Origin of the sequence: Aromatoleum sp. (assembly GCF_035254505.1) — a bacterium.
Classification (GTDB): Bacteria; Pseudomonadota; Gammaproteobacteria; order Burkholderiales; family Rhodocyclaceae; genus Aromatoleum.
On sequence record NZ_DATFAO010000017.1, the window covers coordinates 235,513 to 248,757 of the forward strand.

The window sequence follows — 13,245 nt, forward strand, 5'->3', positions numbered from 1 at the left end:
GTTCGGCCGACCTGCCCGTGCTCTGGCATGTCGGTCGCATTGAGGCGGATTATCACTATTCCTGGCTGGCTTGAGTAGTCTTGTTGAGTGATAGTATTTATTCCTGCCTGGAATGGATGGAGACGACGATGGACCGGCTGCGTTTGATGGAAACCTTCGTACGGGTCGTCGAGACCGGCAACTTTTCCGCGGTGGCGCGCGAGTCGCGCACGACGCAGTCCGCAATCAGCAAGCAGGTGCAGGCGCTCGAAGCGCTGGTGGGCGTGCCCTTGCTGAGCCGCTCGACGCGCAGCCATTCGCTCACGGAGGCCGGCCAGCTTTACTACGAGCGCTGCAAGCAGGTGCTCGACACGCTAGAGGAGGCGCGCATCGAGGTCCATCGCGCCGACCGTGAAATCTCCGGAGTGCTGCGTGTGGCGGCTCCTGCCGCCTTCGGCCGCCTGCACATCGTGCCTCGCCTGCCTGCGTTCTACGCGCGACATCCGCGCCTCAAGGTCGATCTGCAACTCGACGACAGCTTCGTGGATCTCGTCGTTGCCGGCGCCGATCTCGCCTTCCGCGTCGGCGAATTGAAGGACAGCCGGCTCGTCGCCCGACGCATCGGCAGGGCCCATCGCGCGACCCTGGCCTCCCCGGCCTATATCGAACGGCATGGCGAGCCCTGCAAACCCGACGACCTGCTCGCGCATAACTGCCTGATCTACACCGGCCTCGCGACGATGAACGAATGGACCTATCTTGATACGGAGGACAAGGCGCACAGCGTCCGCATCGACGGCAATTTCCAGACGAACAGCTCGGAGGCCATTCGCGAAGCCGTGTGCTCGGGGCTCGGCGTCTCGTACTCGCCGCTCTGGGTCTTCGGCGACGAGATTCGTGCCGGCCGCGTAAGGCGCGTCATGACGGATTTCCGGCCGCCCTCCTTGCCCTTGAACGTGGTATTCCAGCCCGCTCGCCGGCCGTCGCTCAAAATCAACTGTTTCGTCGATTTCTTCGCCGAGGCCTTCAGCCAGGATCCGGATATCGCGCAGATGCTCGATGCCGAACGAATCTGAGCGGATGCGGAACTTGAATCTGCGTTAAATGTCATATGCCAATGCCGGGATATAAGAATTGCATAAGCCCTAGGCGAGGCCATGATGACCGACACTCGCTCTTCGAAAGAAATCCTGCAGGAGACCCTGCAATCCGTTCGAAACCTGCTCGGAATGCAGGTGGCGTTCGTCTCTGAATTTGCCGATGGGCGGCGAGTATTCCGCTATGTCGACGCCGAGCCCGGATCGATCGAGCTGCCGGTCGGCGGGTCGGATCCTTTGGAGGAAAGCTACTGCCAGCGCGTCGTCGATGGACGTCTGCCGGAGCTGATCCGCGATGCCAGAAAGCTACCGGAAGCGCTCGCGCTCCCGGTTACCGAGGCTTTGCCCGTCGGTGCGCACCTCAGCGTGCCGATCGTCTTCAGCGACGGGCGGGTGTATGGGACCTTCTGCTGTTTCAGTACTCGTCCGGATGAGTCGCTGAACGACCGCGATATCAGGACGATGCGGCTCTTCGCCGACGTCACCCGCGGCATCCTTGAACGGCAGGTCGTCGAAGAGCGCGCGCACGACGAGACCGTGGCCCGTATCCGCGATGTATTGGAACACGAGCAATTTTCGATCGTCTATCAGCCGATCTTCAGGGTCGCCGAGTCGGCGGTGGTCGGGTATGAAGCACTGGCGCGCTTTTCAGGCGAACCAGTGCGAACGCCGGACAAGTGGTTCAATGAAGCCGGCGAGGTCGGCCTGCAAACGGAGCTCGAATTGGCGGCGATCAGGAAGGCGCTGCAAGGGCTCCAGCGTCTGCAGGTCGAGTGCTATCTGTCGCTCAACATTTCTCCGCAAACGGTCGTTCGGGGCTCGGTTGACGGCGTCTTCGACGGCTTTCCCCTCGATCGCCTGGTTCTGGAAGTCACGGAGCACGCTTCGGTGGCGGATTATGAAACGCTGGAAGGTGTGCTCAGACCGCTGCGCTCACGCGGATTGCGGCTCGCCATCGACGATGCGGGCGCCGGATACTCGAGCTTCCGTCACATCCTGCGGCTCAAGCCGGACATCATCAAGCTCGACATGAGCCTGATCCAGAAAATCGACTCGGACCCGGGCTCGCAGGCCCTGGCAGTGGCGTTGATCTGGTTCGCCAACGAAACGGGCAGCAAGGTCGTTGCCGAAGGCGTCGAGACGGAGGCGGAGCTGCGAACCCTGCAGAGACTGAGGGTGAACAAGGCTCAAGGCTTCTTGCTGGGCCGTCCGCAGCCGCTCGATGCGCTGTTGCACTAAGAGGCCTTCCTTCCCCGATTCATCTTTCGGTGCAACTCGTCCTTGACATCCTGTTCCTCGCGTTATTAAATAAACCAACTTGATTTAATAATAAACCCCGCGAATAGGGGCGACCGAGGAGACGAACATGGCAATTGCCCGCATTGGGCGCGGCCGCAACTCCGTGCGGCTGCGGCGCTACAACGAACGCCTGCTGTTGCAGGTGTTGCGTCGTTCCGGGGAGGCCTCGAAGGCCGACCTCGCCCGCCGGACCCACCTCACCAGCACCGCGATCGGCGGCATCATCCAGTCGCTCGAAGAGAGCGAACTGATCGTCTACACGGGTCGTCGCACCGAGGGCCAGCGCGGCCAGCCGGCGACCCTGATCGACCTGAACCCGAAAGGCGCTTTCGGCATCGGGGTGCGTCTCGACCGCGATTCGATCGAGACGGCGCTGCTCGACTTCGGCGGTCAGATCCTCGCCCGCCGCGTCCATGAAGGCACCCTGCCCTCGCCGGATGAGACGCTGCAACTCGTGCTCGACGATATCGAAGAGGTGCTCAAGGCGATCACGCCGGACGAACAAGAGCGGCTCGCCGGGATCGGCGTCGCGCAACCGTTCAACCTCGGTGCCTGGCTGCGCGAGCTGAACCTCGTGAATCCGGACTTCCGTGCGTGGGACGACGTCGATTTCGCCTTCGAACTCGGCGAGGCGACGGGACTCCCGGTGTTCAGCGAGAACGACGGCAACGCGGCTGCGATCGCCGAGCTGTTCTACGGCTGCGGCCGCGAGTTCGACGACTTCATCTACATCTTCATGGGCCCGGTCATCGGTTGCGGCGTCGCGCTCAACGGCGACTGCCTGCGCGGTGTCACCGGCAACGCGGGCGACATCGCGGTGATGCCGGTGCCGCCGAGCCGCCTGGCTTCGGCCCAGGCGCCCAAGGGCAAGTGGGACCTGTTGCTGTCGCGCGCCTCGCTCAACGCGTTGGGCCGCCACCTGCGCCATTCGGGCGTCGAGGTGAGCTGCCACGCGGACCTCGAACGCCACATCCGCGCCCACCACCCGGCGGTCGAGGAATGGGTCGAGGACTGCATCGACGCGCTGACCCCGGCCGTTCGCTCGGCGCTGTGCATGCTCGACGTGCCGGTGGTCGTGTTCGACGCGGACGTCGATGCCGGCCTCGTCGATCTGCTGCGCAAGCGGCTCGCGCAATCGCTCGCCGACACGGCGCCCGAAGCGCGGGGTGTGCCCGAGTTGGTGCGCGGTTCATTCGGTTCCGACGCCGGTGCGATTGGGGCAGCCAGCCTGCCGATGTTCTTCAGCTTCTCCCCGCGCGCCGAGTTGCTCGGTGGCGGTGCCAAATCGACGGAGGAAATGCGCGATGGCGAATGACACCACCCGCCGCCCCGTGCTCGAAATGCGCGGCATCTCGAAGACCTTTCCCGGCGTGCGCGCGCTACGCGACGTCTCGCTCACGCTCTACCCCGGCGAAGTCCATTCGCTGATGGGCGAGAACGGCGCGGGCAAGTCGACGCTAATGAAGATCCTGTCCGGTGCCTACACCGCCGACGAGGGCGGCGAGATCCGTATCGACGGCCAGCCGGTCGTGATCGACGGCCCGCTGTCGGCGAAGGCGCTCGGCGTCGCGGTGATCTACCAGGAACTCACGCTGTGCGCCAGCCTGACGGTCGCCGAGAACATCTATCTCGGGCGCGAACTCACCCACGGCGGTCGCGTTGATCGGCACGCGATGGAGGCCGGCTGTGCAGACATCCTCGCGCGGCTGGGCGCCACCTTCGGCCCGCGTACGCTCGTCTCCGACCTGTCGATCGCCGAACGCCAGCTCGTCGAGATCGCTCGCGCGATCCATGCCAACGCACGCATCCTCGTGATGGACGAGCCCACGACGCCGCTCTCCTCGCGTGAAACGGACAAACTTTTCGAGCTCATCCGTCAGCTCCGCGCCGACGGCCTCGCGATCGTCTACGTGAGCCATCGCATGGCCGAGATCTATGAGCTGTCGGATTGCGTGTCGGTGCTGCGCGACGGCACCTATGTCGGCACGCTCGACCGTGCCGAACTGTCGGCCGAATCGCTCGTGCAGATGATGGTCGGCCGCGACCTGTCGGGCTTCTACAAGAAGGATCACAAACCTTATGAGCCTGGCGCGGTCGTGATGTCGGTGCGCAACATGCGCGACGCCGGCCGGGTGCGCGGCTGCAGCTTCGATCTGCACGCAGGCGAAGTGCTCGGTATCGCCGGCCTCGTCGGCGCGGGGCGTACCGAGCTCGCGCGCCTGGTCTTCGGCGCGGACGAGCGCACCGGCGGCGAGCTCGTCGTCGACGGCGTCCCGGTGCGCCTTAAGACGCCGCTCGACGCGATTCGCGCGGGCGTCGTCTATCTGACCGAAGATCGCAAGGGCCGCGGCCTCTTCCTCGACATGAGCGTGCGCGACAACATCAACGTCTGCGCCTGCTCGGACGACGCCCGCCCCGGCGGCATGCTGAACCTCGGCAAGGCGCGCGAGCGGGCCAAGGCCGCGATCCGTGACCTCGCGATCCGCGTGCCGAACGCGCGCGTCAACGTCGGCTCGCTCTCCGGCGGTAACCAGCAGAAGGTGTTGCTGTCGCGCCTGCTGGAGATCAAGCCGCGTGTGCTGATCCTCGACGAACCGACGCGCGGCGTCGATATCGGCGCCAAGTCCGAGATCTACCGGATCATCAACGACCTCGCCAACCGCGGCGTCGGCGTGATCGTGATTTCGAGCGAGCTTCCCGAGGTCGTCGGCACCGCCGATCGCGTGCTCGTGATGCGCGAAGGCGAACTCGTCGGCGAACTCGGCGGCTACAGCGGCGCGCCGATCACCCAGGAAGCCATCATCGAACTGGCCACCGGCGCCAGCCCCCACACCCTGCCGCGGGCCGCCTGAGCGGCACTGCCCCATACAAGAGAAAGAGCAGGAAAGACACCATGGAGAAGACAATGAGCCATTCGCACGCCCCGACCCCCTCGTCCCTCGCCGCATCGGCGATGGCGCGCCCGACGGTGCAACAGACACCGCGCGAACGCTTCCAGGCCCTGATGCGCGCGGTCGGCATGCTGCCGGTGCTGGTGCTGCTCGCCGCAGGCTTCGCAACGTTGGCCGACGGCTTCATGACCGCGCAGAACATCTCGATCATCGCGCAGCAGGCCTCGATCAACATCGTGCTCGCGGCCGGGATGACTTTCGTGATCCTGACGGCCGGCATCGACCTCTCGGTCGGGTCCGTGCTCGCGGTTGCGGCGGTGCTCGCCGTGATGACCTCGACGATCCCCGGCGGCGGCGTGCTCGGCATCCTCGCCGGGCTCGGCGCGGGCCTCGCGTTCGGCCTGCTCAACGGCGGACTCGTCGCCTTCGCCCGGCTGCCGCCCTTCATCGTCACGCTCGGCGCGCTGACGGCCGTGCGCGGCATTGCACGCCTGATCGGCAACGACCAGACCGTCTTCAACCCCGACCTGCCCTTCGCCTTCATCGGCAACGACAACCTGCTGGGCGTGCCCTGGCTCGTCTGGATCGCGGCTGCCGTGATCGTCGGTTCGTGGTTCATCCTGCGCCGCACGGTGCTCGGCCTGCACATCTACTCGGTCGGTAGCAACCCTGAGGCGGCGCGCCTGTCGGGCATCAAGGTGTGGAAGGTGCTGCTCTTCGTCTATGCCATGTCGGGCCTCTTGGCCGGCCTCGGTGCGGTGATGACCTCGGCGCGCCTCTTGGCCGCCAACGGTTTGCAACTCGGCCAGTCCTACGAGCTCGACGCGATCGCCGCGGTGATTCTCGGCGGCACGAGCTTCGTCGGCGGCGTCGGCTCGATCGTCGGAACGCTGATCGGCGCGCTGATCATCGCTGTGCTGACCAACGGCCTCGTGCTGCTCGGCGTCTCGGACATCTGGCAATACATCATCAAGGGCCTCGTGATCATCGGCGCGGTCGCGCTCGACCGCTACCGTCAGAGCGGCGCACGGACCTGACGCGTCCGAGCTTCACCCCCACCCCCAACGCTTCAGATCAAGCCGCCCCCGGATTCCGGCCCCGGGGCGCGGCGACACACAAGGCCGGATCCAGGAGACTCCCCATGTTCCACCGCAAGGCACTCGTCGCCGGCGTCGCGCTGGCCCTCGTCACCGGCGCCGCCCAGGCTCGCGAGATCAAGTCCGTCGGCGTCACCGTCGGTTCGCTCGGCAACCCCTTCTTCGTCACGATCGCCAAGGGCGCCGAGGCGAAGGTCAAGGAGCTGTACCCGAACGCGAAGGTGATCACCGCGTCGGCCGACTACGACCTGAACAAGCAGTTCACCCAGATCGACAACTTCATCTCGGCCGGCGTCGACCTGATCCTGCTGAACGCCGCGGATCCTAAGGCGATCGAACCCGCCGTGAAGAAGGCGCAGAAGGCCGGCATCGCGGTCGTCGCGGTGGACGTCGCCGCTGCGGGCGCCGATGCGACCGTGCAGACCGACAACGTCCAGGCCGGCAAGCTCGCCTGCGAGCACATCGTCAAGCGCCTGAACGGCCAGGGCAACGTCGTCATCCAGAACGGGCCGCAGGTGTCGGCCGTCGTCGATCGGGTGAAGGGCTGCAAGTCCGTGCTGAGCGCGACCCCCGGCATCAAGGTGCTCTCCGACGACCAGGACGGCAAGGGCTCGCGCGAAGGCGGCATGAACGTGATGCTCGGCCACCTGACGCGCTTCCCGAAGCTCGACGCGGTCTTCACGATCAACGATCCGCAGGCGATCGGCACCGACCTCGCCGCGCGTCAGTTGAAGCGCAAGGGTATCGTGATCACGTCGGTCGACGGCGCGCCGGACATCGAGACCGCGCTGAAGGCCGACACCCTGGTCGAAGCCTCGGCGAGCCAGGATCCGTGGGCGATGGCGCAGCAGGCGGTCGTCATCGGCAACGACGTGCTCAACGGGAAGAAACCCGCGAACCCGACGGTGCTGATCCCCTCGACGCTCGTCACGCGCGACAATGTGTCCGGCTACAAGGGCTGGTCCTCGCCGCGCTGACCGCGTCGATTGACGACGACCGTTCGGACTGAGCCTGTCGGAGAGGTTTGTGTTGCCCTTCGATAGGCTCAGGCCGAACCGATGATGTATATGAGGGCGAGGTGCCAACGACCTCGCCCGCTGCCCACTCCCTTCGAGACAGTTCCCGATCATGTTCCTAGTCTGCGGTGAAGCCCTGTTCGACGTCTTCATCGGTTCCGAAACCGATAACGCCCTGCATCTGGATGCACGCCCCGGCGGCTCGCCTTTCAATGTCGCCATCGGACTCGCGCGCCTCGGTCAGCCGGTGGCGTTCATGAGCGGGATCGCAAAGGACATGCTCGGCGACCGGCTCGTGCGGACGCTCACTCGCGAGGGGGTGGATACCGCGCCTTGCCCGCGCTTCGACGCGCCGACCACGCTCGGCATGGTCGAACTCGACGCCGCCGGTGTACCGCACTATGCCTTCTACGGCAACGGTGCCGCCGACCGCCTGTTGTCGGCGGCGCAATTGCCGGAGCTCGGCGACGAGTTCCGCGCGATCCACGTCGGCTCTTACGCGACCGCCGTCGAGCCCGTCGCGAGCGCACTCGAAACCCTGCTGCGGCGCGAGCGCGATCGGCGTCTGATCGCCTACGACCCCAACGTGCGTCTCAACGTCGAGCCCTCGCTCGAACGCTGGCACGAGCGCGCGGACACCCTCGCAGGCCTCGCACACCTCGTGAAGATCAGCGACGAGGACCTGCACCTGCTGTACGGGGATGTCGACGAGCCGGCGCTTGCCGCGCGATGGCTCGACGCCGGCGCAAAGCTCGTCGTCGTCACGCGCGGTGCCGATGGAGCGACCGCCTGGAATGCACTCGGACGCGCCAACGTGGCCGCTCCGCGCATCGCTGCGATCGACACGGTCGGTGCCGGTGACACCTTCCAGGCGGCGATGCTGTCGCATCTCGCCGAAACGGATCAGCTTACGCCGGCGTCGCTGGCGCAAATGGACACCCGAGCCCTCACCCGCCTCCTCGACTTCGCTGCACGGGCGGCAGCAATTACCTGCTCGCGGCGCGGCGCCGACATGCCGCGCCGCGCCGAGCTCGCCGAAGCCTGATCACGGCACCAGTTCGTCGAGCTCCGGCATCATCACCACGCTCTCCTGCGCGGTCGGTTCGTTGCGGACCCCGACGAACACTGCCGGCGTCTTGCCGCGATTCACGGCCACGTGCGGGACGTTGGCAGGGATGAAGAGATAGTCGCCGGGGCGCGCGATCTCGCGGTGTTCGAGTCGGCTCCCCGTACACAGTTCGACCTCCTCGCCGCTCATCAGGTAGAAGGCCGATTCGTGGAACGCGTGGACGTGCGCCCTGGTGCGGCCCTCGGGCGGGAGCGTGACGATGCCGAGGAACACGACCTTGGAGCCTACCGTCTCGGCGCTGATTCCCGGCGCATAGGTCGATCCCTGCTTGCTCACGTAACTGTCCGCTGCGTGAACTACACGGCCGAAAGCCGATTCCGTCGTTGCAGTCATGACGAGCCCTCCTTCACGGACCCAGGTACGCCGGACCAGGCAGGCCGCGGCGGGGAACGTCTTCAGACTATAGACGAGCGTCCATGAGCAGGCAGCGCCTGAGCGACGGTATTGACCGATTTACAATCCCGCACAAAGAAGCGTCCGCGGCCCAGGGTGCGAAGACGTTGACTGGTTGACCACACAGGAGGCCAATCATGCGTCGCTACTTCTGGGGCTTGCTCATCGCCATCGCGCTCAGCGGCTGCGTCGTGGCACCGGCGGGCTACGACTACTACGGCGGCCCGCGCCCGAGCCCGGGCTACTACACCTATCCCTACCCCGTCTGGGGCGGCGGTTACTACTACTACGGTGACGGGCACCGTCCTTGGCGTCACCGTTACCGTGGCTATGACCGCGACTGAGGACCGGGCATCGCCGGGCGCTGCCAGATCACTCTTCCGTTCCTGCTGACTTCCCGGATGCGGTGAAGCGGAACGTGATGTGCAACGCCCTCCTCGTCCGCGATCCGGCATGAGAACCGATCGTCCGGTTCAAAAGAGACCTGGCTGAGCGGGACGCGGATGATGCGGTCCGCCACGCGGTCGTAGTAGCCGATGACGATCCTTCCGTGCCCGAAACCGGGATCCCAGCGAATGCGACTCAGCAGCTCGTGAATGGGGGTCATCGTCGGCCTCCTGCCCTTGCCGCTTCGACCCCCGTGGGCGGCGGACGTTTGTGCAACGCATTGGCGTGAAAGCGCGGACTGGCGCGCCCCTGAACATCGACTTACAAGTTGCGGCCAATGAGCTGCGGCGTAAGAGGTCGAACAAGCATGATCAAAAATGGAGAGCGATCATGACCCGCATACTTATCGGAATGCTGGCCGCCGCGCTGCTCGCCGGCTGCGTGGTCGTGCCGGCCGAACCTCACTACCGGGACGATCCTTCGTGGTACCGACATCACCGCCACGATTGGGACGATCGTTACGACCGTTACCACCGCTACGACTATCGCGACGATCGCGTCTTGCCGTAAACGAGAAAGCCCCGCCGCGGTGAACCGGGGCGGGGCGATGCGGCTTGAACTTCAGCGGGCAGCGCGTACGGCGGCGATCAGGCCAAGTGTCGATGCGTCGTGCTCACCTGCGTCGCTCCCTGCGAGTTCTGCAGCAATGCGGCTTGCGATCTGCTTGCCCAGTTCCACGCCCCACTGGTCGAAGGCGTTGATGCCCCAGATCACGCTCTGGACGAACACCTTGTGCTCATAGAGCGCGATCAGCGCGCCGAGCGAACGCGGCGACAAGTCCGGCAGCAGCAGCGTGTTGCTCGGGCGGTTGCCGGGGAAGACGCGGTGCGGCACCAGCGCTTCGAGCGCCTCCCCCGAAAGTCCCCCCGCCGACAGCTCGGCGCGCACTTCGTCGGCGGTCTTGCCGACCATCAGCGCCTTGCTCTGCGCGATGCAGTTGGCGAGCAACAGCCGGTGGTGATCGCCGAGCGTATGGCTCGCCGCGAGCGGTGCGATGAAGTCGACCGGGATCAAGTCCGTGCCTTGGTGCAGCAGCTGGAAGAAGGCGTGCTGGCCGTTCGTGCCGGGCTCGCCCCAGATCACCGGGCAAGTCGCAGTCTCGACCGGCTTGCCGTCGCGCGTGACCGACTTGCCGTTGCTTTCCATCTCGAGCTGCTGCAGGTAGGCCGGCAGCCGCGCGAGCGCTTGCGCGTAAGGTGCGATCGAGATGCTCGACGAGCCGAAGAAGCCGCGGTACCAGACGCCGAGCAGACCGAGGATGACCGGCATGTTCGCAGCGAGCGGCGCTTCGACGAAGTGGCGGTCCATTGCGTGGGCGCCTTCGAGGAGCGCGGCGAAGTTATCGCGCCCGACGTAGATCGCAATCGGTAGGCCTACGGCCGACCACATCGAGTAGCGCCCGCCGACCCAGTCCCAGAATCCGAACATGTTCGCCGGGTCGATGCCGAACTCGGCGACCCGATCGGCGTTCGTCGACACCGCGACGAAGTGCTTCGCGACGTCCGCTTCCGGCGCACCGCTCGCTAGGAACCACGCGCGGGCACTGGCGGCATTGGTCATCGTCTCGATGGTCGTGAAGGTCTTCGACGCGACGATGAAGAGCGTTCGTGCGGGATCGACCTTCGCGAGCACTCCAGCGAGGTGGTCGCCGTCGATGTTCGACACGAAGTGCATCGTCAGACGCTCGTGGCCGCAGGCGGCGAGCGCCTGGCAGGCCATCGCTGGGCCGAGATCCGAGCCGCCGATGCCGATATTGACGACGTCCGTGATCGTCTCGCCTGTATAGCCCCGCCATTCGCCGCTACGCACTGCTTCGGCGAACTTGCCCATGCGATCGAGCACTTCGCGCACGGCCGGCATCACGTCCTGGCCGTCCAGTTCGATCGGCGCATCGCTGCGGTTGCGGAGCGCGACGTGCAGCACGGCACGGTCTTCGGTAGTGTTGATGCGGCGCCCGGCGAACATCGCGGCGCGCGCCGACTCGAGCCCGCGATCGCGGGCGAGCCCGACGAGCAGGTCCATCGTGCGTGAGTCGATGCGGTTCTTCGAGTAGTCGAGGAAGAGGCCGGCTGCGCGTAGCGAAAGGCGTTCGAAGCGTCCGGCGTCGTCGGCAAAGAGTTCGCGCAGGTGACGATCGCCGACTTCATCGCGATGCGCCGCCAGCGCCTGCCAGGCGGGAGAATTCGTCAGAGTGCTCATGTCAGTTTTCGAAACCGCGGATGCGTTTGTCGCGCAGGGTCTGCTTGGTGCGTTCGAGGCGTTTGATGAGTTCGGGACCACTCGCGAGCGCGACGCTCACGGAGAGCACGTCGATGATCGCGAGGTGCGCGATGCGCGAGGTCATCGGTGCGTAGATGTCCGGATCCTCGGGTACGTCGGCGGCGAGCACGACGTTGGCGACGCGCGACAGCGGCGAACCGCTGGCCGTGATGGCGATCACTTCGGCGCCGGCATCGCGGGCGAGCTCGCAGGCGCGGATCAGTTCCGGCGTGCGCCCGCTCGCCGAAATGGCTACCACCACATCGCCCTCTTCGAGCAGCGTCGCGGCCATGCCTTGAGTGTGCGGGTCGCTGTAGGCGACCGAGGGAATCCCGAAGCGGAAGAACTTGTGCTGAGCATCGGTCGCGACGATACCAGAATTGCCGATGCCATAGAATTCCATCCGGCCCGCTCGCGTAACCAGTTCGACAGCGCGCTGGAGGCGCACCGCGTCGAGTTGGTTGCGCACGCTGATCAGCGCACCGATCGTGCGGTTGAAGACCTTGGGGGCGACCTCGTCGAGCGTGTCGTCGGGGCCGACGTCGCGGTGTACATACGGCACGCCGCTTGCGAGGCTCTGCGCGAGGCGCAGCTTGAAGTCCTTGAAGCCCGTGAACCCCAGCGCATTGACGAAGCGCGCCACGGTTGGCTGGCTGACTCCGACGCGATAGGCGAGTTCGGCGATCGAGATGTTGAGCACTTCATTCGGTCGGCCGAGCACGAATTCCGCGACAGCGCGTTCCGACTTACGCAGGTCGCCGATGCTCGCCTCGATGCGTCCGAGCAGCGCGCTCGTCTGGCGGAGGTCCGCGTCGCCCGAACTGGGGTCGGGCGGGGTGATGATTGGTAGGTCGTCCATATTCGTAACCTTTGTCTCCGGTGTCCGTGGCAGCTCGTCACTCGGCGGGGCTGAAGAATACCTGCGTCGGGGCCGCATTTTGTCTCAGAAGTGCAGCAATCGGTTGCAGCAAGTGTTCGCCCTGCTCCGCGGCCTGCTCGATCACCGCCGCCTTGCGTGGCCCGTTGATCTGCACGATGACGTTGCGGGCGTCGAGAAGCGCGGGCAGCGTGAAGGTGATGCGTGGATGCGGCGCTGCCGGTGGCGTGGCCGCGGCAAGCTGCGGCGCGCCCGGTGAAAGCAGCGTATCGAGGCCGTCGATTCCGGGGAAGAGCGACGCGAAATGGCCGTCCTCGCCCATGCCGAGCACGACGACGTCGATCGGACGCGGCAGATCGCGAAGGCGTTCGGCACAGGCGGCAAGCCCCGCGACGGGCGTGGCTTCGCCTCCGTAGAGCGGAACGAAGCGCGCCTCGGCCGCCGGTCCGCGCAGCAGGTTCGCCTGCACCAGCCCGGCGTTGCTGTCCGGATGGTCTGCGGGCACCCAGCGTTCGTCGGCCAAGGTCACCGTCACCCGCGACCAGTCGAGCTTGCGCTGCCCGAGCGAACGCAGGAAGGGCAAAGGGCTGCGCCCGCCCGACACGACGAGGCTCGCTTGGCCCCGCCGGCCGATCGCATGACGCAGCATCGCGGCGACGCGGTCGGCGAGCGCCGCCGCCATTGTGGCGTTGTCGTCGAACACGTTCTGCCCGACGTGGGGCGGCAGTCGCAGTTCCATGGTATCCACCGTCGTCGTCATG

Annotated in this window: 14 protein-coding genes; 9 read left to right on the top strand and 5 right to left on the bottom strand. The window is 66.0% G+C overall.

Annotated features, from left to right (window positions below; translation table 11 throughout):
* Positions 1-128: 128 nt before the first annotated feature.
* The 7 genes from VJ673_RS03495 to VJ673_RS03525 all read left to right on the top strand — a co-directional run bounded on the left by VJ673_RS03495 (position 129) and on the right by VJ673_RS03525 (position 8,424).
* Positions 129-1,055, top strand: a complete 927-nt coding sequence (locus VJ673_RS03495; protein WP_324124640.1) for a LysR family transcriptional regulator — start codon at positions 129-131, stop codon at positions 1,053-1,055.
* A gap of 81 nt (positions 1,056-1,136) precedes the next feature.
* Entirely contained in the window at positions 1,137-2,315 is a 1,179-nt protein-coding gene (locus tag VJ673_RS03500; protein ID WP_324124641.1) for a sensor domain-containing phosphodiesterase, read from the top strand.
* 127 nt (positions 2,316-2,442) lie between these two features.
* Positions 2,443-3,690 (top strand): ROK family transcriptional regulator, encoded by a 1,248-nt coding sequence (locus VJ673_RS03505; RefSeq protein WP_324124642.1) that lies wholly within the window; start codon positions 2,443-2,445, stop codon positions 3,688-3,690.
* A complete protein-coding gene (locus VJ673_RS03510) occupies positions 3,680-5,227 on the top strand; it encodes a sugar ABC transporter ATP-binding protein (RefSeq protein ID WP_324124643.1) in 1,548 nt (515 codons plus the stop codon). The genes VJ673_RS03505 and VJ673_RS03510 overlap by 11 nt, the downstream gene beginning before the upstream one ends.
* 53 nt (positions 5,228-5,280) lie before the next feature.
* Positions 5,281-6,303 carry an ABC transporter permease subunit gene (locus VJ673_RS03515; RefSeq protein WP_324124644.1) on the top strand — a complete coding sequence of 341 codons (1,023 nt, stop codon included), beginning with the start codon at positions 5,281-5,283 and terminating at the stop codon, positions 6,301-6,303.
* Positions 6,304-6,407: 104 nt separating this feature from the next.
* A complete protein-coding gene (locus VJ673_RS03520; protein ID WP_324124645.1) occupies positions 6,408-7,340 on the top strand; it encodes an ABC transporter substrate-binding protein in 933 nt (310 codons plus the stop codon).
* Between the two features lie 151 nt (positions 7,341-7,491).
* A complete protein-coding gene (locus tag VJ673_RS03525) occupies positions 7,492-8,424 on the top strand; it encodes a carbohydrate kinase family protein (RefSeq protein WP_324124646.1) in 933 nt (310 codons plus the stop codon).
* On the opposite strand, the gene VJ673_RS03530 is transcribed toward VJ673_RS03525, so the two are convergent.
* A complete protein-coding gene (locus VJ673_RS03530; RefSeq protein WP_324124647.1) occupies positions 8,425-8,841 on the bottom strand; it encodes a cupin domain-containing protein in 417 nt (138 codons plus the stop codon).
* 197 nt (positions 8,842-9,038) lie between these two features.
* On the opposite strand from VJ673_RS03530, the gene VJ673_RS03535 reads away from it, so the two are divergent.
* A complete protein-coding gene (locus VJ673_RS03535; RefSeq protein WP_324124648.1) occupies positions 9,039-9,245 on the top strand; it encodes a hypothetical protein in 207 nt (68 codons plus the stop codon).
* On the opposite strand, the gene VJ673_RS03540 is transcribed toward VJ673_RS03535, so the two are convergent.
* Positions 9,230-9,508 carry a DUF504 domain-containing protein gene (locus tag VJ673_RS03540; RefSeq protein WP_324124649.1) on the bottom strand — a complete coding sequence of 93 codons (279 nt, stop codon included), beginning with the start codon at positions 9,506-9,508 and terminating at the stop codon, positions 9,230-9,232. The two genes, VJ673_RS03535 and VJ673_RS03540, sit on opposite strands and share 16 nt — an antisense overlap.
* Before the next feature lie 170 nt (positions 9,509-9,678).
* On the opposite strand from VJ673_RS03540, the gene VJ673_RS03545 reads away from it, so the two are divergent.
* Positions 9,679-9,858, top strand: coding sequence for a hypothetical protein (locus tag VJ673_RS03545; RefSeq protein WP_324124650.1), 180 nt, complete (start codon positions 9,679-9,681; stop codon positions 9,856-9,858).
* A 51-nt stretch (positions 9,859-9,909) separates the two neighbouring features.
* Here VJ673_RS03545 and pgi read toward each other — a convergent pair whose 3' ends face one another.
* From pgi to pgl, 3 genes are read right to left on the bottom strand one after another with little or no spacing between them, the layout of a single operon-like run.
* Positions 9,910-11,547 (bottom strand): glucose-6-phosphate isomerase, encoded by a 1,638-nt coding sequence (gene pgi / locus VJ673_RS03550; RefSeq protein ID WP_324124651.1) that lies wholly within the window; start codon positions 11,545-11,547, stop codon positions 9,910-9,912.
* A gap of 1 nt (position 11,548) precedes the next feature.
* Complete coding sequence (gene hexR, locus VJ673_RS03555) at positions 11,549-12,466, bottom strand: transcriptional regulator HexR (RefSeq protein ID WP_324124652.1); 918 nt, start codon at positions 12,464-12,466, stop codon at positions 11,549-11,551.
* Between the two features lie 37 nt (positions 12,467-12,503).
* Positions 12,504-13,244: a 6-phosphogluconolactonase gene (pgl, locus tag VJ673_RS03560; RefSeq protein WP_324124653.1), complete on the bottom strand. Its 741-nt coding sequence runs from the start codon at positions 13,242-13,244 to the stop codon at positions 12,504-12,506.
* Position 13,245 lies beyond the last annotated feature (1 nt).